The following is a 22,141-nucleotide window of genomic DNA, read 5'->3' on the forward strand; positions in this document are numbered from 1 at the left end:
GGCGTCCTAACCGTCGGGGGCCATCCTTCCTCCTCCCCGGGAGTCCCATCATGGGCAACGAACAGCAGAACTTCATCCCCGCCTTCACCGATCAGGAAGGCCCGCAGCCCGGCCCCTCGTGGGCAAAGCGCGGCTGGCTCGACACGCTCGCGGACAGCGGCGCGGACCTCACCGCGGCGATGGACCCGACCGAGATGAAGCTCGCGGTCGCCAAGGCGGCCAAGGATGCGGGCAAGGCGAGCGACCCCGCCGCCGTGGAGAAAGCCGCCAAGCTCTCGATCGCAGCGATGACGCTGGTTCGCCTTTACCGCGTGCGCGGGCACATGGCCGCGGACCTCGATCCGCTCGGCCTCTCCAACCGCGAAGGGCCTGCTGACCTGACGCTCGAATGGCACGGCCTTGCGGGCAAGGAGAACGAGGACGTCTATGTCGGCGGCGTGCTCGGCATGGAATGGACCACGGTGGGCAAGCTCCACCAGCGCCTGCGCGAAGTGTATTGCGGCAAGGTCGGCCTCGAATACATGCACATCGCCGACACCGAGGAGCGCCGCTTCCTCCAGGAAAAGTTCGAAAAGCCCGGCGAGACGATCCAGTTCACCCCCGAGGGCAAGAAGGCGATCCTCGCGGCGGTGCTGCGCGGGGAAGGCTACGAGGAATTCCTCGCCAAGAAGTATGTCGGCACCAAGCGCTTTGGCCTTGATGGCGGCGAATCCATGATCCCGGCGCTCGAAGCCGTGATCAAGCACGGCGGCAGCGCGGGCGTGCGCGAGATCATCTACGGCATGGCTCACCGCGGCCGCCTCAACGTGCTCGCCAACGTGATGGCCAAGCCCTACCGCGTGATCTTCCACGAATTCTCGGGCGGCTCGGCCAACCCCGATGATGTCGGTGGCTCGGGCGACGTGAAGTACCACCTCGGCACCTCGACCGACCGCGAGTTCGACGGGATTTCGGTGCACATGAGCCTCGTGCCCAACCCCTCGCACCTCGAGACGGTGAACCCGGTCGTGCTCGGCAAGACCCGCGCGCAGCAGGCGATCCGCGACGACCTCAAGAAGAAGGACCAGGTGCTCCCTGTGCTGATCCACGGCGATGCGGCCTTTGCGGGTCAGGGCGTCGTGTGGGAAAGCCTCTCGCTTTCGGGTGTGCCGGGCTACGACACCGGCGGCTGCGTCCACTTCATCATCAACAACCAGATCGGCTTCACCACCAGCCCCAAGTTCGCGCGCTCCTCGCCCTATCCGTCCGATGTGGCCAAGGGCGTCATGGCACCGATCCTCCACGTCAACGGCGATGACCCGGAAGCGGTGACCTTCGCCTGCAAGCTCGCGGTCGAATACCGCCAGACCTTCCACCGCGACGTGGTGATCGACATGTGGTGCTACCGCCGCTTCGGCCACAACGAGGGCGACGAGCCCAAGTTCACCCAGCCGGTGATGTACGACAAGATCCGCGCCCACCCCAAGGTCTCGGTCTCCTACGAAGCGCGCCTGATCCGCGAGGGCGTGGTCGAACCCGGCACGCGCGACAAGATCGCGGCCGATTTCACTGCGCTGCTCGAGGCGGAATTCGAGGCCGGCAAGAGCTACAAGCCCAATGAAGCCGACTGGTTCGGCGGCCGCTGGGCCGGGCTCAACAAGCCCGCCGATCCGGAGACCGCGCGCCGCTCGGTCGAAACCGCGATCGAGCCCAAGACCTTCGATGCGCTCGGCCGCGTGCTGACCGAAGTCCCCGCCGACCTCGACATCCACAAGACCCTCGACCGCGTGCTCGCCGCCAAGCGCGAGATGTTCAGCTCGGGCGAAGGCTTCGACTGGGCCACCGCCGAGGCGCTCGCCTTCGGCAGTCTCGTGATGGAAGGCTACGGGGTGCGCCTCTCGGGGCAGGACTCCGGGCGCGGCACCTTCTCGCAGCGTCACGCGGTGTGGGTCGACCAGAAGAGCGAGCGCAAATACGTGCCGCTCACCACCCTGCCCCACGGCAAGTTCGAGGTGCACGATTCCACGCTGTCCGAATACGGCGTGCTCGGCTTCGAATACGGCTTCGCGATGGCGGACCCGAAGAGCCTCGTGTTGTGGGAAGCCCAGTTCGGCGACTTCGCCAACGGCGCGCAGATCATGATCGACCAGTACATCGCGAGCGGCGAGAGCAAGTGGCTGCGCGCCAACGGCCTCGTGATGCTGCTGCCGCACGGCTACGAAGGCCAGGGGCCGGAGCATTCCTCCGCGCGTCTCGAGCGCTTCCTGCAGCTCTGCGCCGACGACAATGTGTGCGTGTGCAACATCACGACGCCGGCGAACTATTTCCACGTGCTGCGCCGCCAGATGCTCCGGTCGTTCCGCAAGCCGCTGATCATCATGAGCCCCAAGTCGCTGCTGCGCCACCCGCTGGCCAAGAGCGCCAAGGCGGACTTCCTCGGCGAGAAGCAGTTCCGGCGCATCTTGTCCGACACGAAGGACATCGCCGACGACAAGGTGCGCCGTCTGGTGCTGTGCTCGGGCAAGGTCGCTTACGACCTCATGGAGGCGCGCGATGCGGCGGGGCTGGAGGACGTCTCGATCGTCCGGATCGAGCAGCTCTTCCCCTTCCCCGGCGACCCGCTGGCGATCCGGCTCCAGCGCATGACGGGCCTCAAGGAGGTCGTGTGGTGCCAGGAAGAGCCGCGCAACAACGGCGCATGGTTCTTCGTCAACGAGCGGATCGAGGAATCGCTGACCAAGGCGGGCCACGCGGGCATGCGTCCGACCTATGCCGGCCGCGACGCCGCCGCCTCGCCTGCGACAGGCCTCGCCAGCCGCCACAAGGCCCAGCAGGAAGCGCTGATCGCTGCCGCGCTGGGGGAGGTTGACAAGAACGATGGTTGAGCGGCCGAAAGCGATGAAGACCTTACTCCATTTCAAATCGGAACAGGTTTCGTCGCTTCCCGCACTTGATGATGACACGATGGATCCGGGCGCCGGCAGATTAGCCAAGTTGTTGGCCGATACCCTGAAAATGGAGGGGTACTGTGGCGACTATTACGATGAAGACTGGATGTGGCAAGTTGTCGTCTCACGAAAACCCTACATGATAACCTTGATCTGCAGAACCGACTTGAAGGAAGAAAACGCATACTCTGTCGCTGTTGAGCCATACAGTCGCATTGTTCGTCGCTGGTTTCGAAAATACGACAATTATGTTACTGTGAATCAATTGATGGAATTCATCGAGAAGATTCTAAAATCAAAGTTGGCTGCAAGCGATATAAGATTGTGGGACTTCAAAGAATGGGATCGAATGCAATATGACTACTGAAATCAAAGTCCCCGTCCTCGGCGAATCTGTCACCGAAGGCACGATTGCTGAATGGCTCAAGCAGCCGGGCGAAGCGGTCGCGGTCGACGAGCCCATTGCCAGTCTCGAGACCGACAAGGTCGCGGTCGACGTGCCCTCGCCGGTCGCGGGGATCATGTCGCAGCATATGGTCGCGGTCGGTGACACGGTCGAAGTCGGCGCGGTGATCGCGCTGATCGAGGCGGGCGCCACCGCCGCTGCGGCCCCGGCCGCTGCTGCCGCACCTGCCGCCGCCAAGGCCGACACGCCTGCTCCGGCAGCCTCGGAAGAGCTGCTCACCCCCGCCCAGACCATGTCGCCCGCGGTGCGCCGCGCGGTGCTGGAGCACGGGGTCGATCCCTCGACCATCAAGGGCACCGGCAAGGACGGCCGCCTGACCAAGGAAGACGTGCTCGCCGCCGCCGAAGCCAAGGCCAAGGGCCCGGCCACTCCGGCGCCTGCTCCGGCTGCTCCCGCTCCCGCGGCTCCGGTCGCAACCGGCGGCGCGCGCGGTGAAGAGCGGGTCAAGATGACCCGCATGCGCCAGACCATCGCCAAGCGGTTGAAGAGCGCGCAGGACACCGCCGCGCTTCTCACCACCTTCAACGATGTCGACATGAGCGCCGTCATCGAAGCGCGCGACAAGTACAAGGACCTGTTCGCCAAGAAGCATGACATTCGCCTCGGCTTCATGGGCTTCTTCGCCAAGGCCGCCTGCCTCGCGCTGAAGGACGTCCCCGCAGTCAACGCCTATATCGACGGCGACGAGATCATCTATCACGACTATGTCGACATCTCGGTGGCGGTCAGCGCGCCCAACGGCCTTGTTGTCCCCGTCATCCGCGATGCCGACAAGAAGGGCTTTGCCCGCATCGAGCAGGACATCGCCGATTTCGGCGCGCGCGCGAAGGCGGGCACGCTGACGATGGAAGACATGACCGGCGGCACCTTCACGATCTCGAACGGCGGCGTGTTCGGCTCGCTGATGTCGACCCCGATCATCAACCCGCCGCAGAGCGCGGTGCTGGGCCTCCACCGGATCGAGGATCGCCCCGTGGTCCGCAATGGCCAGATCGTGATCCGCCCGATGATGTACATCGCCATGTCCTACGACCACCGCCTGATCGACGGGCGCGAGGCCGTGACCGCGCTCAAGATCATCAAGGACGCGATCGAGGATCCCACCCGGATGCTGATTGACCTGTAAGCTTGCCCTCACCCTCCCGTCATCCCCGCGCAGGCGGGGATCCAGCTACGGGAAGGGTGCCAGCTGGATCCCCGCCTTCGCGGGGATGACGAGAGAAGAACCATGAGCCATTCCTACGATTACGACGTCCTTGTCATCGGTGCCGGCCCGGGCGGCTATGTGGCCGCGATCCGCGCCGCGCAGCTCGGGCTGAAGACCGCCTGCGTGGAATCGCGCGCGACGCTCGGGGGCACCTGCCTCAATGTCGGGTGCATCCCCTCCAAGGCGCTGCTCCACGGCTCGGAGCTGTTCGAGGAAGCCGCGGGCGGCCATTTCGCCACCTGGGGCATCACTGCGACGCCCACCTTGGACCTCGGCAAGATGATGGCCGAGAAGACCAAGGCCGTCGGCGAGCTCACCGGCGGGATCGAATTCCTGTTCAAGAAGAACAAGGTCACCTGGCTCCAGGGCCACGCCGCCTTCGAGGACGCGCACACCGTCGATGTCGCGGGCCAGAAGGTCACCGCCAAGGACATCGTGATCGCCACCGGTTCCAGCGTCACCCCCCTGCCCGGCGTGACCGTCGACAATGCCGGCAAGCGCATCGTCGACAGCACCGGCGCGCTCGACTTGGATGAAGTGCCCGAGCACCTCGTGGTTATCGGCGGCGGCGTCATCGGCCTCGAGCTGGGTTCCGTGTGGCGGCGTCTGGGTGCCAAGGTTACCGTGATCGAGTTCCTCGACCAGCTCCTCCCCGGCATGGACGGCGAGGTGCGCAAGGAAGCGGGCAAGATCTTCAAGAAGCAGGGCATGAGCCTGATGCTCGGCCAGAAGGTCACCGGCGCCGAGGTCAAGGGCAAGACCGTCACCCTGACCGTCGAACCTGCGGCGGGCGGCGACGCGCAGACCATAACGGCCAGCCACGTGCTGGTCGCCATCGGCCGCCGCGCCAACACCGAGGGCCTCGCGCTCGAGAAGGCGGGGCTCAGCACCAACAACCGCGGCCAGATCGAGATCGACCACGATTTCACCACCGCCGTCCCGAACATCTGGGCGATCGGCGACGTCGTCCCCGGCCCGATGCTCGCCCACAAGGCCGAGGATGAAGGCATTGCGGTCGCCGAGAACATCGCCGGTCTCACCGGCATCGTGAACCACGATGTGATCCCGAGCGTCGTCTACACCGCGCCGGAGATCGCGGGCGTGGGCATCTCGGAAGAGCAGGCCAAGGAGAAAGGCCTCGCGGTCAAGGTCGGCAAGTTCCCGATGATGGCCAACAGCCGCGCCAAGGCCAACCGCGACACCGATGGCTTCGTCAAGGTGATCGCCGACGCCGAGACCGACCGCGTGGTCGGCGTGTGGATGATCAACAGCCTCGCTGGCACGATGATCGCGCAGGCCGCGCAGGCGATGGAATTCGGCGCGACGTCCGAAGACATCGCCTATACCTGCCACGCGCACCCGACCCACGCCGAAGCCTTCAAGGAAGCGGCGATGGCGGTGACGGGCAAGCCGATCCACATGTGATCAAACCGGAGTGAGCGCGCCTCTCGCTGATCGCTGGCGGCGCGCTCTTCCGCTCGCCGTGCCCGCGCTGGGCGGGCTCGCCTACCTCGCCGCTTTCGGAGCGCCCGCGCGGCTGATCGCCGTCAACGCGGGCGCGCTGGTGCTTGCATCGCTGTGGGCGGTGTGGGGACGATTGCCAACCTCGCTTGGGGTGCGTTTCGGGATCGCTCTGCTCGCCGCAGCGCTGCTGTTTTTTCCCCTGCTGCTCGGCCCCGCAGTCGGCGGGGTAAGCCGCTGGCTGCCAGCCGGGCCGGTGCTGGTGCATTCCGGCGCGCTGCTGCTCCCGCTGGTGGTGGTGCTTGCGGCTCAGGCGACACGCTTCGGCCCCGCCTTGCTCGCGCTTGCGGCGACGGCACTGGCGTTGCAGCCCGATTCCGCGATGCTCGCCGGACTGGCAGCGGCGAGCGCCGTGCTGGCCGCCCTCCGCCGCTCGGCCGGTTTTGCGCTGGTTGCGGCGGCGAGTGCGGGACTGGCGGCGCTGACCTTCGGGCGCGGGACGCTCGAGGCGCAGATATTCACCGAGGGCGTCCTTGCGCAGGTCTGGGCTGCAGCCCCGCTCGCCGCACTGGCGCTTGGCGCGCTGCTGTTTGCCGCCGTGCCCGCCCTGCTGCTGCGAACTGCCCCCCGCGAAGAGACGCTTCCCCTCGCCGCGCTGCTGGTCACGCTCGGCGCGATGGCGGCAATCGCCCCCTTCCCCTTCCCCCTGATCGGCTACGGCGCATCGCCCATCCTCGGCCTCGGCCTCGCGCTCGGCGCTTCGGGGACAGCGCGCCAAGGGTGATTTGACCCCGATCGCGGCTTTGCTAGACCTTCTCTCCGAGGGGAGAATTTCACGCATGGCCTATCCGCAATTGACCGACAAAGCCGGTGCGCTGGCGACTGCGCTCGCGATCCGTACGCGCAAGCTCAGCGTCGCCGAAGCGGTCGATGCCGCGATCACCCGCGCCGGGCGGCTCGATGCCGAGATCTGCGCGCTCGCGGTGCCTGATTTCGAACGGGCCTGCGAGACGGCGCGGGCGATGGACAACGCCCCGCGGCGGCTCGACCAGCCGTTGTTCGGCGTACCGATGACGATCAAGGAAAGCTTCGACGTCGCGGGCCTGCCGACCACCTGGGGCCATCCGCAGTTCAAGGACAAGGTCGCACCGACCGATGCGCTGCTGGTCAGGCGGCTGAAGGCGGCCGGCGCGATCATCATCGGCAAGACCAACGTCCCGGTCGACCTCACCGACTGGCAGAGTTTCAACCCGGTCTATGGCCGCACCCGCAACCCGCACGACACTGCGCGCTCGCCCGGCGGATCCTCGGGCGGGAGCGCAGCGGCGGTGGCGAGCGGCATGGTGCCCTGCGACTACGGCACCGACATCGGCGGATCGGTGCGCGTGCCGGCGCATTTCTGCGGGGTGTGGGGCCACAAGACCACCTGGGGCCTCGTCCCCAAGCACGGCCACGACCACCCCGCCATGTCGCGCCGCGAGGGCTTTCTTGCCGCGGCCGACGGCCCCCTGAGCATCGCCGGACCGCTGGCGCGCAATGCTGCCGACCTCGCGGTGCTGGTCGAGGTCGGGGCCGACGTGCCGCTCCGCCGCCGCCCCAAGCCGATCCGCGAGTGCCGCCTGCTGGCGATCACCGGCCTGCCGGGCTCTCCCGTGGATGCCAGCGTGCTGGGGCCGACCGAGGCGGCGCTCGAAACTCTCGCCCGCGCCGGTGTCCGGATCGACCGGGCGAGCGACCTGTTGCCCGATCAGGCGCGGCACTATCGCAGCTATGTCAAGATGATGAACATCGCGCTGTCCGGCGGCGCTCCCGCCCCGGACGGCGCCCGCGCCACCGCCGCCGACTGGTTCGCGCTGATGAACGCGCAGGCCGCCTGCATGGCCGAATGGGAGGCGCTTTTCGCCGAATACGACTTCGTCCTCGCCCCGCCCGCCCCCGTCCTTGCCGTCCCGCACGCCGACCAGGCCGTCTTCCGCGCCGGCTTCGACATCGACGGCGCGATCGAACCTGCCGGGAGCGGGCTGGTATGGGCCGGCATGGCGACCTTCCCCGGCCTGCCAGCCACCGTGCTCCCGATCGGCAGCGGCACCTATCTCGGCAGCGAACTGCCCTGCGGGATGCAGGTCATCGGCCCGCGCTGGCGCGATCTCGATTGCATCGCGGCGGCCGAGGCGATCGGGAACATCTTGCACAGCTAACCGCGCTTCTGCATGGCGCGGGCATGGCAATCTCCATGCGCACTCTCGCCAAGTGGCACATCTGGCTCGGCTGGCTGGTCGGGGTGCCGATCGCCATGTGGCTCGCCACCGGCCTGTTCATGACCCTGCGTCCGATCGAGGAAGTGCGCGGCGAGACCCTGCGCCGCCCGGTCGAGCCCGCGCCACTCGTGCTGCCCGGCAGCACGCTCGCCTCGCCCGAGGCCGGGCTGAAGGAGATGCGCGTGGTCATGCAGCAGGGCCGCGCGGTGGCGATCCTGACGACATTGACGGGCGAGATCCGCCGGGTCGACTTCGCCACCGGCACCGCGCTGAAGCCGCTCGACGCCGTCGCCGCCCGCGCACTGGTGGCGCAGCGGATCGAGGGCGGCGCGAAGGTCGAACGCGTGACCCTCTTCCCTGCCGACAAGGCACCCTTCGATTTCCGTCGTCCGCTTGTCGCGTGGCAAGTCGCACTCGCCGACGGCACCAATGTCTATGTCGGGCGCGACACGGGCGAGATCGAGGCGGTGCGCACCCGCTGGTGGCGCGCCTTCGACTTTGCCTGGGGCCTCCACATCATGGACCTCTCGGAGCGCGAGGATACCAGCCACCCCGTGCTGATCCTGTTCGCGGCCCTGTCCCTGACCGGCGCCTTGATCGGCTGCGTGCTGATGTTCCGCAGGCGCAAGGCGCGGCCTTCCGTCAACTCATGACCCCAACCGTCCTCACCCCGATCCTCGACCTGCTCGATCTGGCGGGTATCGCGCTTTTCGCGCTGTCGGGCGCGGTGCTGGCGGCGCGGCTCAGGCAGACCTTCGTGACGATGGCCTTCTTCGCGCTGGTGACGGGGGTCGGCGGCGGCACGGTGCGCGATCTGCTGATCCGCGCACCGGTGTTCTGGATCGACGATCCCTGGGTCGCCGCCGTGTGCCTCGGCACCGCGCTGATCGCGTGGTTCACACCGATCCGCTGGTGGGAGGGCAAGGGCTTCGACTATGCCGACGGCGCGGGGCTCGCCGCTTATGCCGTGCTGGGGAGCGCGAAGGCCCTTGCCTACGGCATCCCGCCGGTGCCCGCGGCGCTGATGGGCGTCATTACCGGCTGCGTCGGCGGGATCATCCGCGACGTCGTGGCAGGCCGCCCCTCGATCATCATGAGCCCCGAGCTCTATGTCACCCCCGCGGCCCTCACCGCATCCTTGAGCGTGGCGGGGATGCTGGCTGCACCGCACGTCGGCCTGCCGGACGAAGCCGCATGGGGCGTCGCCTTCCTATGCGGCTTCGCGCTGCGCAGCGCGGCGATCCGGTGGGAATGGGGCCTGCCGAGCTACGGCGAAAGGCGCGAGGGGAGCTAGGCTCCCCTCCCGACAGCAGGCTCAGCCGCCGGTTGCCTCTTCGAGCGTTTCGGGAATGTCCTCGCCCGGGATCGGCGCGCCGGGATAGGCGAGCGCTACCGCAGTCGCCGCAGCGCTGCGGGCAGGCGGGGCCGTCACGAGCTCTGTCCCCTGCGCGCTCGCCTCGCTGACCGCGAGGTCCGGACGAACCGACCCGCCGACCCGCGCACGGGCGTCGGCGTAACTCTCGTCGCTCCACTGGCCATCGGCAGGCGCAGCCGCGCGCGAAGCGAAGCCATCGCCATAGTCGACCGCGTCGATCTGGCCATTGTTGCCGATCCGGCACTGGAAGCCCGAGCCGTTGAACAGCGATCCGCTGACCTGCCACCCGCTCGCGGTGCGCTCGACATTGTCGACGGTGTCGACCCGCACGTCGCGCTCGATCCGGTCGAGGCACATGTTCACTGCATTATCGAGGCCTGAGGAGCCCGTGCCGCGCGGCGCGGCGCGGCGATCGTCGCGGTAGCGCGGGTCCGGCTCGCGGTTCCAGTCACGGTCACGGTAACGCGGGTCGCGGTCGACGACGACCACTTCACGTTCGCGCTCGCGGCGATTGTTGGCGCTGGCGATGGCAACGATCCCGCCAATGATCGCAGCGCCGATCAGCACATCGCCCGCGTCCACACGGTCACGGCGCCAGCCGCGGTGACGACCCCAGCCCCGCCCGCGGCCCCAACCGCAGTTCCAGCGACAGCCCCATTCGGCCGTATCGGCAGCGGGGTTGTAGCGACTTGCGTCGAAAGTGGTGGAAGCCGCGCCGAGGTCCACGCCGGATGTCACAGACGCGGCGGAAGCAGGGGCGGCAAGAAGGGTGGTGGCGGCCAGCGCGCCCGCCAGCAGGCCGGCGCGGAAAGTCAGAGCCATGTTTGCTCTCTCCTGTTGCTATGCTCAGAAGCGCCCACCAACGCCCCCGATGCGCGCAAGACTAGCCGTGCCGAGCTTGCGCTGGGCTGAATGAAGCCGCCCCCGAACGAAACCGCCCCGCCATCCGGTGGAAGATGGCGAGGCGGCAAGGTTGCGCGCCGAGAAAAGGCAAAACGACGCGCGAAAGCTATTGGGTCAGGCCGGATCAGCGCAGATTGCGGATCCCGCTGTAGTCGACGAAGGGCTGGCCGCGGCCATCGAAGCGGCAGGTGAAGTTGCCGCGGTCACTGCCCCGGCGGTCCCAGCCGCCGCCGACATCGATGCGGCCACGGACGCGGAAGCCGTCACGAGTGCGGTCGATGTCGCGCACGTCGATCACGTCGGCATAGCGGTAGCCGCCAAAGCGCCGCGCCTGGTTCTCGGCAGCGCGCACGCAGCGGTCGACCGCAACGCGCGGGCTGACGCTGTAGCCCCACCCGCCGCGATCCCAGCGATCGCCGCGGTAGTCGCGGTAGTCATAGCGGTCGCGGTCGCGGTCACCGTCGAAGGCACCCGCAAGCGCCGCGATGCCGCCGATCACGACAGCGCCGGCAATGATCTCGCCCGCGCTGATGCCGTCGCGGTCGCGGTGATCGCGCGCCATGGCGGGGGTGACGGAGGCTGCGGTCAGGGCGGTGGCAGCCACCGCGCCGAGAGCGAGCCGGGCCATTTTGCCGGAGGCCAGCCGGGGGGTCGTGGTGGTCATCGGAGCATTCCTCGTATCCAGCGCCGCGGGCGGGATTGCCGCGGGCTCGAGGATGCTTTTGCGCGATTCGGCGTGAGGCCTCGCTGAATCACGGTGACAGGTGTTGTTAATTTTCGACGACGTTTCGATGAACGGCTCGTCGCAAGCAGACAAGTTCGCGCAGGCGGCACTCCGCATGCCCTACGTCAACTTAGTCGCCCGGCAGCGCCTTCAGCACATCGCGCGTGAAGGCGGCAATGTCGAAGCCGCTCCCCGCCGGATCCTCGCCCCGCCGCACGATCACGACCTTGCGCGAGGGCACGATCACCACATACTGCCCGCGGTTGCCATTGGCCGCGAAGGTATCGGGCGGCACGCCCTCCTCCCTGTTCAGCAGCCAGAACCCCGCGCCATAGCCGAAGGTCCCCGTGGCCGGCTGCGGGCCGCTGGGCGAGGAGACATACTTCACCCACCCCTCGGGCAGCACCCGCTCGCCTGACGGGAGCACGCCGTCGTTCAGGTAGAGCTGCCCGAAGCGCGCCAGATCGGGCGCGGTGGACCAGACCTGCGAGGACAGGACATAGTCGCCCTTCCAGTCCGTCTCGGCGACCGTGTTCGTCATCCCGAGCTTTGCGAAGAATTCGTGCGGCGGGTAGAAATCGAGCCAGTTCTTGATCGCCTTCAGCGCCAGCAGCGTATCGTTGTTGGCATAGCGGAACACCGTGCCCGGCTTGTAGATGAGCGGCCACTGCGTGACGGTCTCATTGATGGTCGAGCCGCCGTAATAGAGCGGATCGGTGCGGTTGCCCGGGGTATCGGAATAGCGCCCCGTCGCCATGCGCAGGGCATGGTCGAGGGTGATGGCATTGCGAGGATCGGTCGGGCCGCCCGCCGTCCAGTATTGCAGCGCTATGGGATCATCGGTGCTGACCTCGCCTGAAAGCACCGCCCCGCCGACCAGCGATGCCGCGATACTCTTGGCGACCGAGAAGGTGCGCTGCGGGGTCTTCGCGTCGAAGCCGGGAGCGTAGAACTCCGCCGTGCCGAGCGCCTGGTCGAACACCACCACCGCGGTCGTTCTGGCTCCCTTGCCATAGTCGGTGGCGGCCAGCGCTTTGTCCGCAACCGCCCCGACAGCCTGCCGCGCTTTGGACGGCATCGTTTTGGGCTGAGCCACCGCCTGCGCCGCAGGCGAGCGCGGTGCTGGCTGCGCAGGACTGGTCGAATCCTCGGGCGCGCCGATGGGGAGCACCGAGCACCCGGTCTGCGGCCCGTAATAGGCGGCGAGACGCGCGGGCATGTCCTCGGCCCAGCGGACCGCGACATGGGCGATCTGGCCGCTCGGGCGGCGGACGATCTCGAACGGCAGATCGGCGATGATGCCATCGAGCGGGGCCTGGATCCCCGTCAGCTCCCACTGCATCACGCTTTCAGGTGTGCGGACCGCGCCGTTGGCCTCGGCATTGGCGATGGCCCCGCACAGCATCAGCGCCTTGTATCCCGCCGCCAGCGCGCGGTCGTAGCGGGCGTCGAGCGCCTCCTGCTGGTTCTGTGCTGCGGCGGGAACGGCGAGGAGCAGCGTGGCGGCTGCAAGGGCGGTGCGGATCATGGCGCGCAGACTATCTGCCGCCACGCAAAAGGAAAGGGCCGGAAGCGTTTCCGCCCCGGCCCTTCACCTGTCCCGATAGAAAAGCGCGGTTTACGCGTCTTCGTATTCGTCTTCCGACTGCACCGGACCCGAATCCTGGCCCTTGGCAGCTTCGTCGCGGTCGACGAGTTCGATGATCGCCATCTGCACCGCGTCACCGGCGCGCACGCCAGCGCGCAGCACGCGGGTGTAGCCACCGTCACGGTCGCTGTAGCGTTCGGCGAGCACTTCGAAGAGCTTCTTCAGCTGGGTCTCGTCACCCAGACGGCTCATGGCCAGACGACGGTTCGAAAGACCGCCACGCTTCGCCAGCGTGATCAGCTTTTCGACGTAGGGACGCAGTTCCTTCGCCTTGGGGAGCGTGGTGGTGATCTGCTCGTGCTTGATCAGAGCCGCCGCGAGGTTGCGCAGCAGCGCGTGGCGGTGACCGGTCTTGCGGCCGAGCTTGCGGCCCGAAATACCATGACGCATTTTACTTCATCCTTCGTTCGAAAGGGGCCCGTGTGAGGTAGCCCGGTTCTGGTCGGAAAGGGTCCGACCTGCCCTTGGTTGTCATTCCCGCGAAAGCGGGAATCTAAAGCGTAACCGCACTGGGTCCCCGCTTTCGCGGGGATGACAGTGGTGATTAACCGAGAAGTTCCTGCTCGAGCTTCTTGGCCATTTCCTCGATGTTCTCGGGCGGCCAGCCCGGGATGTCCATGCCAAGGCGCAGGCCCATGCTCGAGAGCACTTCCTTGATCTCGTTGAGCGACTTGCGACCGAAGTTCGGCGTGCGCAGCATCTCGGCTTCGGTCTTCTGGACCAGATCGCCGATGTAGATGATGTTGTCGTTCTTGAGGCAGTTGGCCGAACGCACCGACAGTTCCAGCTCGTCCACCTTCTTGAGGAGGTAACGGTTGAGCTGGTTGGCGTCGCTCTCTTCCGGCTGCACGGCGTGGCCGATCATCTGGCCGACCGGCTGCGGGATGCCGTCTTCGAAGTGGACGAACAGCGTCAGCTGGTCCTGGAGGATGCGCGCGGCATAGGCCACGGCGTCTTCCGGGGTGACGGTGCCGTCGGTCTCGACGGTCAGCGAGAGCTTGTCGTAATCGAGCTCCTGCCCGACGCGGGCGTTCTCGACCTTGTAGCTCACCTGACGGACGGGCGAGTAGAGCGAGTCGACCGGGATCAGACCGATCGGCGCGTCGGCCGGACGGTTCTGCACGGCCGGGCTATAGCCCTTGCCGGTGTCCGCGGTCAGCTCCATGTTGAGCGTCGCGCCTTCGTCGAGGTGGCAGATCACGAGATCCTTGTTCATCACCTCGATATCGCCGGTCACGGCGATGTCGCCGGCGCGGACTTCGCCCGGGCCGGTGGCCGAAAGCTGGAGCCGCTTGGGGCCTTCGCCTTCCATCTTCAGCGCGATCTGCTTCACGTTGAGGACGATGTCGGTCACGTCTTCACGCACGCCCGCGAGCGAGGAGAATTCGTGGAGCACATTCTCGATCTTGATCGAGGTGATCGCGGCGCCCTGCAGGCTCGAAAGCAGCACCCGGCGCAGCGCGTTGCCGAGCGTCAGGCCAAAGCCCCGCTCGAGCGGTTCGGCCACGAAGGTCGCCTTGCGCTGACGATCGCCGCCATCCTTGATTTCCAGGGAGTTGGGTTTCTTGAGTTCCTGCCAGTTCTTGGTGTTGACGGACATGGATTTCCCCTAATTCGCCCTGACGGGCGGTTCAAACTTGGGCGGGCCGGATGCGCAGGCGCGAGGCGCCACATCAGACCCGTTCGGGCGGCGGAGGCGGCACGCGCCCCCGCCATCCCGGCGGATCAGACGCGGCGACGCTTGGACGGACGGACCCCGTTGTGCGGGATCGGGGTGACGTCGCGGATCGAGGTAATGTTGAAACCGACAGCCGCAAGACCCCGGAGCGCGCTTTCGCGGCCCGAACCGGGACCCTTCACTTCGACTTCGAGGGTGCGCACGCCGTGTTCGGCGGCCTTCTTGCCGGCGTCGTCCGCAGCCACCTGAGCGGCATAGGGGGTCGACTTACGGCTGCCCTTGAAACCCATCATGCCGGCGCTGGACCAGCTGATCGCATTGCCCTGCGCATCGGTGATGGTGATCATGGTGTTGTTGAAGCTGGCGTTGATGTGCGCAACGCCGCTGGTGATGTTCTTCTTGTCACGACGCCGGATACGGCCAGGTTCGCGTGCCATTGTTTGAATTCCTCTAGCTCGTCAGAAGGAAAAAGCCTGTGGGCCTGAGCCCCGGAAGCTTACTTCTTCTTGCCCGCGATGGGCTTGGCCTTGCCCTTGCGGGTGCGGGCGTTGGTGTGGGTGCGCTGGCCGCGAACGGGCAGACCGCTACGGTGACGCAGGCCGCGATAGGCGCGCAGGTCCATCAGTCGCTTGATGTTCATCGCGGTCTGGCGACGCAGGTCGCCTTCCACGGTGAAATCGGCGTCGATGGTTTCGCGGATGCGCAGGATTTCCTCGTCCGAGAGGTCCTGCACGCGCGCGGTGTGCGCGATGCCGAGCTTGTCAGCGATCTGGACGGCGGTCGTGCGACCGATCCCGTGAATGTAGGTGAGCGCGATGATCACGCGCTTGTTGGTGGGGATATTGACCCCGGCAATACGAGCCACTTATTTCTCCATGCTCCACAGGGGTTTCGCGGCTTATCCGGCCACCCCTATCTCAACGCTCATTCATCCTCGTGTCCGCTTGCCGGGATGACCGAGGCGCTGAGGCCGGATCACAAACGGCAAAAAGTCCGGTCGGCACGCGCAAGGGCGATGCCTGCCGAACTTGCTTCGAACATGTCGAATGAGCGGCGCGCATAGGCTGATTCGCGCGCGGCGTCAACTACAGTGCCCGCAAACGGGACAGCCCGAAAATCTGGCACGGCGTTCAAGCACATAGGAACGCAGATCGCGCGCCTGCTCCGTTGCCCTCAGGCCTTCGGCTTGTCGGCCAGATCGTCGAAGGCATCCTCGACCGAGGGGGTCTTCGGAGCCGGCTTGGGGGCAGGCTTGGTGGCCGGTGTGGCGGCAGGCGCGGGCTTGGGAGCGGTGGCGGGTGCCGCCGTGCCCTTCGCCGCCGGAGCAGGTGTCGGTGCGCCGGCTGGCTTGGCTGTCCCAGCGGGTACCGCAGCCGGCTTCGCCGCCCCGCCCTGCCCTGCCATTGCCGCAGGCTTATCGGCAGGCGCCGCGTCAGGTGCCGGCTCATCCGCAGGGGCCGGCTCCGGCGGTGGCGGCATCGGCACCACGCCGAGCGGCTTCGCCAGCGAGGCGATCTGCGCCGCCATCACGCCGTCGACGGCCTTGGAGATCACCGGGATCTCGTAACGCATCGGGCCGCCGACATTATACTCGAACACGATCCGCGTGCCCTTGGGGACGGTGCTGATCACGATGGTGAGCACCCCCGTCACCGGCTCGCTCTGGAGCGGACCGAGGCTGCCGATCATGCGCAGCGCCTGTTCGGGATAGGCCTGCACCACCCGCATGTGCTCGACGCTGCCCTGAAGCGTGAAGCGCCCCGGCTCGTCGACTTCCGGAATGGTCTCGCAGAAGCACCCGCCCGCCTGTGGCATCAGGGTGAGGTTCTTGGCATCGCCCGACCAGGTGTGCGCGGACTGCCACCAGCCCGAGGGGCTGATCAGCGCGAGCCACACCTCCTTGGGAGTGGCTTCGACCACCACTTCGTTGCGCGAGACAAAACTGTCGTCGGTCGTCCGCGTCACTTCGGCCGAGAGCGGCGCGGCGCTCGCCAAAGCGGCGGACGCGAGAACCGCCGCCAGCGCGGATTTCGTAAGCTTCATGGCAAGACCCTCCCTTGCGATCACCGGACTAGGCTGCGGCAAACGCGCACGCAGCGCAAGCGCGCGATCAGCTGGCGAGGATCGCGTCGATCTCGCCCGCGACCGTGTCGATCGCGGCCATCCCGTCGATCCGCGTAACGATCCCGCGCGCTTCATAGCCCGGCAGGATCGGCGCGGTCTTGGCGCGGTACTCGGCCATGCGCGTGCGCACGGTTTCCTCGTTGTCGTCAGGGCGACGCTTGAACTCGGTGCTGCCGCAGGTGTCGCATACGCCCGCTACCTTCGGCGGATTGGCCGTGTCGTGGTAGAGCGCGCCGCAATTGCCGCAGGAGAAACGCCCGGTGATCCGTTCGACCAGAGCGTCCTCGTTGACTTCGAGCTCGATCACGTGGTCGAGCACGCGGCCGTTCTTGGCGAGGATCGCGTCGAGCGAATCCGCCTGCGCGGCGGTGCGGGGATAGCCGTCGAAGATCGCGCCGGTTTCGGGCGCCATCGCGGCAAGCTCGGCATCGATCAGGTCGGAGACGATCTCGTCCGAGACCAGCTCGCCGCGCTCCATGACTTCCTTGGCGCGCAGGCCCACCGGCGTGCCCGCCTTCACTGCGGCGCGCAGCATGTCGCCGGTCGAAAGCTGGCGCATGCCATGCCGCTCGACCAGCCCTGCGCTCTGCGTTCCCTTGCCGGCGCCGGGAGGGCCAAGAAGAATGATGTTCACGAACCGTCCCCCATATCGCCCAGGATCAACGCCCGGTGCGCGTTTTCAGACAAGTGGGTTCAACCAAGCGAGGGTGCGCGTCAAGCCGACTTATGTCGGATATCAGCGCATCCGTCCCTTCAGCTTCGCTTTCTTGATGAGATCGCCGTACTGGAGCGCCAGCAGGTGCGACTGGATCTGGCTGATGGTGTCGACCGTGACGTTCACGACGATCAGCAGCGAGGTCCCGCCAAGGAACAGCGGCACACCGGTCTGGGCGATCATGTACTCCGGCACCACGCAGACCACCGCTAGGTAGATCGCGCCGATAACGGTGATGCGGGTCAGCACATATTCGAGGTAATCCGCCGTGCGCTTGCCAGGACGGATGCCGGGGATGGAGCCGCCGTTCTTCTTGAGGTTGTCCGCCGTCTCCTCGGGGTTGAAGACCACCGCGGTGTAGAAGAAGCAGAAGAACACGATGCCGATCGCATAGAGGATCGTGTAGAGCAGCTGCCCGTGCTGAAGATACTGGTTTAGCGTCTGAAGCACCGAATAGGTCGTGCTGTTCGAATCGATCGAACCACCCACCAGCTGTGTCACCGTCAGCGGCAGCAGCAGCAGCGAGCTGGCGAAGATCGGCGGGATCACGCCGGCGGTGTTGATCTTGAGCGGAAGATAGGAACGCTCGGCCTGCATCATCCCGCGCTCGGTCGCGCGCTTGGGATACTGGATCGTCAGGCGGCGCTGGGCGCGCTCCATGAAGGCAATCAGCAGGATCAGCACGACGACCATCACGATGAAGCCGATGATCACGGCCGGCGCGATCGCACCGGTCCGGCCGCCTTCGAACAGGTTGGTGATGAAGTTCGGGAACTGCGCGACGATGCCGGCCATGATGATCAGCGACACGCCGTTGCCGATGCCGCGGCTCGTGATCTGCTCGCCCAGCCACAGGAGGAACATGGTCCCGCCAGTGACGTTGATGATGGTCGAGACGTAGAACAGCCAGCTGGTGTCGACGGCGAACTGCTGCGCGACAGCATTGTGCGCGACGGCATAGCCCTGGATGATGCACAGCAGCACCGCGCCATAGCGGGTGTACTGGTTGAGCTTCTGGCGCCCGCTCGCGCCTTCCTTCTTCATCGCCGCCAGCGCCGGATGCAGGGCCGAGGCCATCTGCACCACGATCGAGGCCGTGATGTAGGGCATGATGCCGACCGCAATCAGGCTCATGCGCTCGAGCGCGCCGCCCGAGAAGGTGTTGAACAGGTCGAGGATCGTGCCCGATGCGCGGCTGTTGAACTCCGCCAGCGCGACCGGGTCGATCCCGGGCAGCGGCACGAAGCTCAGGAAGCGGAAGACAATCAGCGCACCGATGGTGAACCAGATGCGCTGCTTGAGCTCGGTCGCCTTGGCAAAATTGCCGAGGTTCAGGTTGCTCGCGATATTGTCGGCGCGTGATGCCATGTCGTTCTGTCGATCCTAGCTCGCGGTGCGGCAGGGAAAGACATCCCTCGCACCCTCGTCAACGCGCCCTGTTTACGACCGCTGGCCCTCGATCGGGAGAGCTGGTCCGGCGCGCGAGAGCGTAAATAGGGAGCGCGGGGGCTCTTGTCGAACCCCCGCGCGCCACCTTTTGTCGATTACTTCGCCTTGGCGGCCCCAGCAGCGGCACGATTGGCGTCGCGGCGGGCGAGCTTCTTCTCGTGCTCGGGGGTCTTGGCGGGAGCCACTTCGACGCTGCCGCCGGCCTTTTCGACCGCGGCGATCGCGCCCTTGGTCGCGCCGGTCACGGCGAAGGCGACCTTCGCGGTGATCTCACCCTTGCCGAGCAGACGCACGCCGTCCTTGCCGCCGCGCACCAGACCGGCAGCGCGCAGCGCTTCCTCGGTGACGGTCGCCTTGGCATCGAGCTTGCCGCTGTCGATGAACTTCTGGATCATGCCGATGTTCACTTCGGCGTAGTCCTTGGCGAAGGGGTTGTTGAAGCCGCGCTTCGGGAGGCGCATGTGAAGCGGCATCTGGCCGCCTTCGAAGCCCTTGATGGCAACGCCCGAACGGGCCTTCTGGCCCTTCTGGCCGCGTGCCGAGGTCTTGCCCTTGCCCGAGCCGATACCACGGCCGACGCGGATGCGGCCCTTGCGGGCACCGGCATTGTCGCGGATGTCATTCAGTTTCATGTGTGTGCACTCGCTTTCGCTTTTGTCGCGCTGAGAGATGGAAAGCCCCGCCGGAGCGGGGCTTGCCGGTTGATTAGTCGATCACCTGGACCAGATGCGGGATCTTGGCGATCGCGCCGCGCACCTCGGGGGTGTCCTGACGCTCGACGATCTTGTGCATCTTGTTCAGCCCCAGACCGATGAGGATCTGGCGCTGGCTGGCGGGACGACGGATCGGCGAACCGATCTGCTTGATCTTGATGGTAGCCATCGAGGGTTACTCCGCAATCGCGGCAGCTTCGGCTTCCGCCTCGGCTGCGCTGGCCCCGCCGCGACCCAGGAGGTCGGCAACCTTCTTGCCGCGACGCTGGGCCACCGACTTCGGCGAAGTCTGGTCAGCGAGCGCGTCGAAGGTGGCGCGGATCATGTTGTAGGGGTTCGAGGTGCCGACCGACTTGGTCACCACGTCGGCGACGCCGAGGCTCTCGAACACGGCGCGCATCGGACCGCCGGCGATGATGCCGGTACCCGGAGGCGCAGTGCGGACGGTCACCTTGCCCGCGCCGAAACGGCCGTTGCCGTCGTGGTGCAGGGTGCGGCCCTCCTTGAGCGGAACGCGGATCATCTTCTTGCGCGCCGAGGCGGTCGCCTTGGTGATCGCTTCGGGCACTTCGCGGGCCTTGCCGTGGCCGAAGCCGACGCGGCCCTGGCCGTCGCCGACCACAACCAGCGCCGCAAAGCCGAAGCGCTTGCCGCCCTTCACGGTCTTCGAGACGCGGTTGATGTGCACCAGCTTCTCGATGATGCCGTCATCTTCCTCGGGCTTGCCGCCGCGACGGTCGTCACGGTTGCCGCGACCGCGACCACGGCCATCGCCGCCTTCACGGTTGCCGCCACGGCCACGACCGCGACGGCCCTGGCTTTCGCCGGCGTCGCCGGCGATGTCGCCCGCCACGTCGACGGTATCGATGGTGTTTTCGTCAGCCATGATCAGAACTCCAGCCCGCCTTCACGGGCGGCATCGGCCAGCGCCTTGACGCGGCCATGGAACAGGAACCCGCCGCGATCGAACACGACAGTGGTCACGCCCGCCTTCTTGGCGGCCTCGGCGATCGCCTTGCCGACTTCGGCAGCGGCGTCGACATTCGCGCCGCTCGCCTTGGCGCCGAGCGTCGAGGCGGCAGCAACGGTCTTGCCGGCCGCATCGTCGATGATCTGGGCGTAGATGTGACGGCCGGTGCGGTGCACCGACAGACGGGGCTTGCCACCGGCACGCGCACGAAGCGCAGTGCGGACCCGGCGACGGCGACGTTCGAAAAGGGAAAGCTTTGCCATCTTATCTCTTCTTCCCTTCCTTGCGGAAGATAAACTCGCCCTTGTAGGCGATACCCTTGCCCTTGTAGGGCTCGGGCTTGCGCCAGCGGCGGATTTCGGCGGCAAACTGGCCGACGGCCTGCTTGTCGATGCCGGTGATCTCGATCGTGGTCTGGTCCGGGGTCTTCACTTCAAGCCCTTCGGGCACCGGCAGATCGACGTCGTGGCTGTAGCCGAGCTGAAGCTTCAGGGTGCGGCCCTGCGCATTGGCGCGGTAGCCGACGCCCTTGATCACGAGAACCTTGGTGAAGCCGTCGGTGACGCCTTCGACCAGGTTCGAGACCAGCGTGCGCTGCATGCCCCAGAACGCCCGCGCCTGACGCGTGTCGTTCGCCGGCTTGACCGAAATCGCGCCGTCCTCGAGCTTGTAGTCGATCAGATCCGACAGGCCGAGCGTCAGGGTGCCCTTGGGGCCCTTCACGCTGAGCGTGCCGTTCTCGATCGTTGCCGTGACCCCGCCGGGGATCGTGACCGGCTTTTTACCGATGCGGCTCATCAGAACACCTCCGCCAGCACTTCGCCGCCGACGTTCTGGCTGCGCGCTTCGGCATCCGAGAGCACACCCTTGGGGGTCGAGACGATGGTGATGCCGAGGCCGTTGCGGATCGTCGGGAGTTCCTTGGAACCCGAGTAGATCCGGCGGCCGGGCTTCGAGACGCGGGCCACGTGCTTGATCGCGGGCTCGCCTTCGAAATACTTCAGTTCGATCCGCAGCGCCTTGTGCTTGCCCGTGGTGTCTTCGCTGAAGCCACGGATGTAGCCTTCGCGCTGAAGCACTTCGAGAACGCTCGCACGCAGGTTGCTCGCCGGAGTCAGGACGGAGTCCTTCTTGGCGCGCTGGCCGTTGCGGATGCGGGTGAGCATGTCACCCAGAGGATCGGTCATTGCCATTGTTCAGTCCTCACCAGCTCGACTTGGTCAGACCGGGAATCATCCCGCTGTTGCCGAGTTCACGCAGTTCGATACGGTTGATGCCGAACTTGCGGTAATAGCCGCGGGGGCGGCCGGTGGTGGCGCAACGGTTGCGCACCCGGGTCGGGTTCGCGTTGCGCGGAAGCTCCGCCATCTTCAGACGGGCGACCAGGCGCTCCGTCTCGTCAAGCGATTCATCATTGGCGATCGCCTTCAGCTTCTCGTACTTCGCAGCGTACTGCTTGACGAGCTTCTTGCGACGCTCATTCTTGTTGATGGAACTCAGTTTCGCCATGGACTTAAGCTCTC

Annotated in this window: 25 protein-coding genes; 8 read left to right on the forward strand and 17 right to left on the reverse strand. The window is 66.6% G+C overall.

From position 1 onward, the window contains the following. Positions 1–50 precede the first annotated feature (50 nt). The 8 genes from BZF57_RS14910 (at position 51) to BZF57_RS14945 (ending at position 9,613) form a co-directional block, all read left to right on the forward strand. On the forward strand, positions 51–2,864 hold the full coding sequence (locus BZF57_RS14910) for a 2-oxoglutarate dehydrogenase E1 component (RefSeq protein ID WP_086739402.1): 2,814 nt from the start codon (positions 51–53) through the stop codon (positions 2,862–2,864). A 13-nt stretch (positions 2,865–2,877) separates the two neighbouring features. Next, positions 2,878–3,294, forward strand: coding sequence for a hypothetical protein (locus tag BZF57_RS14915; protein ID WP_143738513.1), 417 nt, complete (start codon positions 2,878–2,880; stop codon positions 3,292–3,294). Further along, the gene (gene odhB / locus BZF57_RS14920) at positions 3,284–4,519 is read left to right on the forward strand and encodes a 2-oxoglutarate dehydrogenase complex dihydrolipoyllysine-residue succinyltransferase (RefSeq protein WP_086739406.1); all 1,236 of its coding nucleotides are present in this window, start codon (positions 3,284–3,286) and stop codon (positions 4,517–4,519) included. The genes BZF57_RS14915 and odhB overlap by 11 nt, the downstream gene beginning before the upstream one ends. Positions 4,520–4,621: 102 nt before the next feature. Further along, positions 4,622–6,025, forward strand: a complete 1,404-nt coding sequence (gene lpdA, locus BZF57_RS14925) for a dihydrolipoyl dehydrogenase (protein ID WP_086739408.1) — start codon at positions 4,622–4,624, stop codon at positions 6,023–6,025. Between the two features lie 10 nt (positions 6,026–6,035). Then, on the forward strand, positions 6,036–6,845 hold the full coding sequence (locus BZF57_RS14930) for a hypothetical protein (protein ID WP_086739410.1): 810 nt from the start codon (positions 6,036–6,038) through the stop codon (positions 6,843–6,845). 55 nt (positions 6,846–6,900) lie between these two features. Next, positions 6,901–8,259 carry an amidase family protein gene (locus BZF57_RS14935; RefSeq protein ID WP_086739412.1) on the forward strand — a complete coding sequence of 453 codons (1,359 nt, stop codon included), beginning with the start codon at positions 6,901–6,903 and terminating at the stop codon, positions 8,257–8,259. A gap of 23 nt (positions 8,260–8,282) precedes the next feature. After that, on the forward strand, positions 8,283–8,972 hold the full coding sequence (locus BZF57_RS14940) for a PepSY domain-containing protein (protein WP_086739414.1): 690 nt from the start codon (positions 8,283–8,285) through the stop codon (positions 8,970–8,972). Further along, positions 8,969–9,613: a trimeric intracellular cation channel family protein gene (locus BZF57_RS14945; protein ID WP_086739416.1), complete on the forward strand. Its 645-nt coding sequence runs from the start codon at positions 8,969–8,971 to the stop codon at positions 9,611–9,613. Before BZF57_RS14940 ends, BZF57_RS14945 begins: the two co-directional genes overlap by 4 nt. A gap of 21 nt (positions 9,614–9,634) precedes the next feature. Here the strand turns inward: BZF57_RS14945 and BZF57_RS14950 are convergent, their stop codons facing one another. The 17 genes from BZF57_RS14950 to rpsN form a co-directional block, all read right to left on the reverse strand. Then, the gene (locus BZF57_RS14950; RefSeq protein WP_086739418.1) at positions 9,635–10,516 is read right to left on the reverse strand and encodes a hypothetical protein; all 882 of its coding nucleotides are present in this window, start codon (positions 10,514–10,516) and stop codon (positions 9,635–9,637) included. Between the two features lie 205 nt (positions 10,517–10,721). Beyond that, the gene (locus tag BZF57_RS14955) at positions 10,722–11,261 is read right to left on the reverse strand and encodes a hypothetical protein (protein ID WP_240506009.1); all 540 of its coding nucleotides are present in this window, start codon (positions 11,259–11,261) and stop codon (positions 10,722–10,724) included. A 190-nt stretch (positions 11,262–11,451) separates the two neighbouring features. Then, entirely contained in the window at positions 11,452–12,849 is a 1,398-nt protein-coding gene (locus BZF57_RS14960; RefSeq protein ID WP_086739420.1) for a serine hydrolase domain-containing protein, read from the reverse strand. A gap of 90 nt (positions 12,850–12,939) precedes the next feature. Beyond that, complete coding sequence (rplQ, locus tag BZF57_RS14965) at positions 12,940–13,359, reverse strand: 50S ribosomal protein L17 (RefSeq protein WP_086739422.1); 420 nt, start codon at positions 13,357–13,359, stop codon at positions 12,940–12,942. A gap of 154 nt (positions 13,360–13,513) precedes the next feature. Then, positions 13,514–14,569 (reverse strand): DNA-directed RNA polymerase subunit alpha, encoded by a 1,056-nt coding sequence (locus tag BZF57_RS14970; protein ID WP_086739424.1) that lies wholly within the window; start codon positions 14,567–14,569, stop codon positions 13,514–13,516. Between the two features lie 125 nt (positions 14,570–14,694). Beyond that, entirely contained in the window at positions 14,695–15,084 is a 390-nt protein-coding gene (gene rpsK, locus BZF57_RS14975) for a 30S ribosomal protein S11 (protein ID WP_017666383.1), read from the reverse strand. A 59-nt stretch (positions 15,085–15,143) separates the two neighbouring features. Then, positions 15,144–15,512 (reverse strand): 30S ribosomal protein S13, encoded by a 369-nt coding sequence (rpsM, locus tag BZF57_RS14980; protein WP_017666382.1) that lies wholly within the window; start codon positions 15,510–15,512, stop codon positions 15,144–15,146. A gap of 308 nt (positions 15,513–15,820) precedes the next feature. Continuing rightward, the gene (locus BZF57_RS21545; protein ID WP_206073280.1) at positions 15,821–16,690 is read right to left on the reverse strand and encodes an SRPBCC family protein; all 870 of its coding nucleotides are present in this window, start codon (positions 16,688–16,690) and stop codon (positions 15,821–15,823) included. Positions 16,691–16,757: 67 nt separating this feature from the next. Further along, positions 16,758–17,405, reverse strand: coding sequence for an adenylate kinase (locus BZF57_RS14990; protein WP_086739426.1), 648 nt, complete (start codon positions 17,403–17,405; stop codon positions 16,758–16,760). Positions 17,406–17,507: 102 nt separating this feature from the next. Continuing rightward, the gene (secY, locus tag BZF57_RS14995) at positions 17,508–18,854 is read right to left on the reverse strand and encodes a preprotein translocase subunit SecY (protein ID WP_086739428.1); all 1,347 of its coding nucleotides are present in this window, start codon (positions 18,852–18,854) and stop codon (positions 17,508–17,510) included. Positions 18,855–19,030: 176 nt separating this feature from the next. Beyond that, positions 19,031–19,567 carry a 50S ribosomal protein L15 gene (gene rplO, locus BZF57_RS15000; RefSeq protein ID WP_086739430.1) on the reverse strand — a complete coding sequence of 179 codons (537 nt, stop codon included), beginning with the start codon at positions 19,565–19,567 and terminating at the stop codon, positions 19,031–19,033. 73 nt (positions 19,568–19,640) lie between these two features. Continuing rightward, positions 19,641–19,817 (reverse strand): 50S ribosomal protein L30, encoded by a 177-nt coding sequence (gene rpmD, locus BZF57_RS15005; RefSeq protein ID WP_017665127.1) that lies wholly within the window; start codon positions 19,815–19,817, stop codon positions 19,641–19,643. A 6-nt stretch (positions 19,818–19,823) separates the two neighbouring features. After that, positions 19,824–20,534, reverse strand: coding sequence for a 30S ribosomal protein S5 (gene rpsE / locus BZF57_RS15010; RefSeq protein ID WP_086739432.1), 711 nt, complete (start codon positions 20,532–20,534; stop codon positions 19,824–19,826). Positions 20,535–20,536: 2 nt separating this feature from the next. Next, entirely contained in the window at positions 20,537–20,881 is a 345-nt protein-coding gene (rplR, locus tag BZF57_RS15015; RefSeq protein WP_017665129.1) for a 50S ribosomal protein L18, read from the reverse strand. Between the two features lies 1 nt (position 20,882). After that, entirely contained in the window at positions 20,883–21,416 is a 534-nt protein-coding gene (rplF, locus tag BZF57_RS15020) for a 50S ribosomal protein L6 (protein ID WP_086739434.1), read from the reverse strand. Then, the gene (gene rpsH, locus BZF57_RS15025) at positions 21,416–21,811 is read right to left on the reverse strand and encodes a 30S ribosomal protein S8 (protein ID WP_086739436.1); all 396 of its coding nucleotides are present in this window, start codon (positions 21,809–21,811) and stop codon (positions 21,416–21,418) included. The genes rplF and rpsH overlap by 1 nt, the downstream gene beginning before the upstream one ends. Positions 21,812–21,821: 10 nt before the next feature. Further along, the gene (rpsN, locus tag BZF57_RS15030; protein WP_086739439.1) at positions 21,822–22,127 is read right to left on the reverse strand and encodes a 30S ribosomal protein S14; all 306 of its coding nucleotides are present in this window, start codon (positions 22,125–22,127) and stop codon (positions 21,822–21,824) included. Positions 22,128–22,141 lie beyond the last annotated feature (14 nt).

It is taken from the genome of Erythrobacter colymbi (genome assembly GCF_002155685.1).
Taxonomy (GTDB): Bacteria; Pseudomonadota; Alphaproteobacteria; order Sphingomonadales; family Sphingomonadaceae; genus Erythrobacter; species Erythrobacter colymbi.

Bases quoted from the DNA above. Each gene is read 5' to 3' on its own strand.
- BZF57_RS14910 (WP_086739402.1), top strand. From the start codon at position 51: ATGGGCAACGAACAGCAGAACTTCATCCCCGCCTTCACCGATCAGGAA.
- BZF57_RS14915 (WP_143738513.1), top strand. From the start codon at position 2,878: ATGAAGACCTTACTCCATTTCAAATCGGAACAGGTTTCGTCGCTTCCC.
- odhB (WP_086739406.1), top strand. From the start codon at position 3,284: ATGACTACTGAAATCAAAGTCCCCGTCCTCGGCGAATCTGTCACCGAA.
- lpdA (WP_086739408.1), top strand. From the start codon at position 4,622: ATGAGCCATTCCTACGATTACGACGTCCTTGTCATCGGTGCCGGCCCG.
- BZF57_RS14935 (WP_086739412.1), top strand. From the start codon at position 6,901: ATGGCCTATCCGCAATTGACCGACAAAGCCGGTGCGCTGGCGACTGCG.
- BZF57_RS14940 (WP_086739414.1), top strand. From the start codon at position 8,283: ATGGCAATCTCCATGCGCACTCTCGCCAAGTGGCACATCTGGCTCGGC.
- BZF57_RS14945 (WP_086739416.1), top strand. From the start codon at position 8,969: ATGACCCCAACCGTCCTCACCCCGATCCTCGACCTGCTCGATCTGGCG.
- BZF57_RS14950 (WP_086739418.1), bottom strand. From the start codon at position 10,516: ATGGCTCTGACTTTCCGCGCCGGCCTGCTGGCGGGCGCGCTGGCCGCC.
- BZF57_RS14955 (WP_240506009.1), bottom strand. From the start codon at position 11,261: ATGACCACCACGACCCCCCGGCTGGCCTCCGGCAAAATGGCCCGGCTC.
- BZF57_RS14960 (WP_086739420.1), bottom strand. From the start codon at position 12,849: ATGATCCGCACCGCCCTTGCAGCCGCCACGCTGCTCCTCGCCGTTCCC.
- rplQ (WP_086739422.1), bottom strand. From the start codon at position 13,359: ATGCGTCATGGTATTTCGGGCCGCAAGCTCGGCCGCAAGACCGGTCAC.
- BZF57_RS14970 (WP_086739424.1), bottom strand. From the start codon at position 14,569: ATGTCCGTCAACACCAAGAACTGGCAGGAACTCAAGAAACCCAACTCC.
- rpsK (WP_017666383.1), bottom strand. From the start codon at position 15,084: ATGGCACGCGAACCTGGCCGTATCCGGCGTCGTGACAAGAAGAACATC.
- BZF57_RS21545 (WP_206073280.1), bottom strand. From the start codon at position 16,690: ATGAAGCTTACGAAATCCGCGCTGGCGGCGGTTCTCGCGTCCGCCGCT.
- secY (WP_086739428.1), bottom strand. From the start codon at position 18,854: ATGGCATCACGCGCCGACAATATCGCGAGCAACCTGAACCTCGGCAAT.
- rplO (WP_086739430.1), bottom strand. From the start codon at position 19,567: ATGAAACTGAATGACATCCGCGACAATGCCGGTGCCCGCAAGGGCCGC.
- rpmD (WP_017665127.1), bottom strand. From the start codon at position 19,817: ATGGCTACCATCAAGATCAAGCAGATCGGTTCGCCGATCCGTCGTCCC.
- rpsE (WP_086739432.1), bottom strand. From the start codon at position 20,534: ATGGCTGACGAAAACACCATCGATACCGTCGACGTGGCGGGCGACATC.
- rplR (WP_017665129.1), bottom strand. From the start codon at position 20,881: ATGGCAAAGCTTTCCCTTTTCGAACGTCGCCGTCGCCGGGTCCGCACT.
- rplF (WP_086739434.1), bottom strand. From the start codon at position 21,416: ATGAGCCGCATCGGTAAAAAGCCGGTCACGATCCCCGGCGGGGTCACG.
- rpsH (WP_086739436.1), bottom strand. From the start codon at position 21,811: ATGGCAATGACCGATCCTCTGGGTGACATGCTCACCCGCATCCGCAAC.
- rpsN (WP_086739439.1), bottom strand. From the start codon at position 22,127: ATGGCGAAACTGAGTTCCATCAACAAGAATGAGCGTCGCAAGAAGCTC.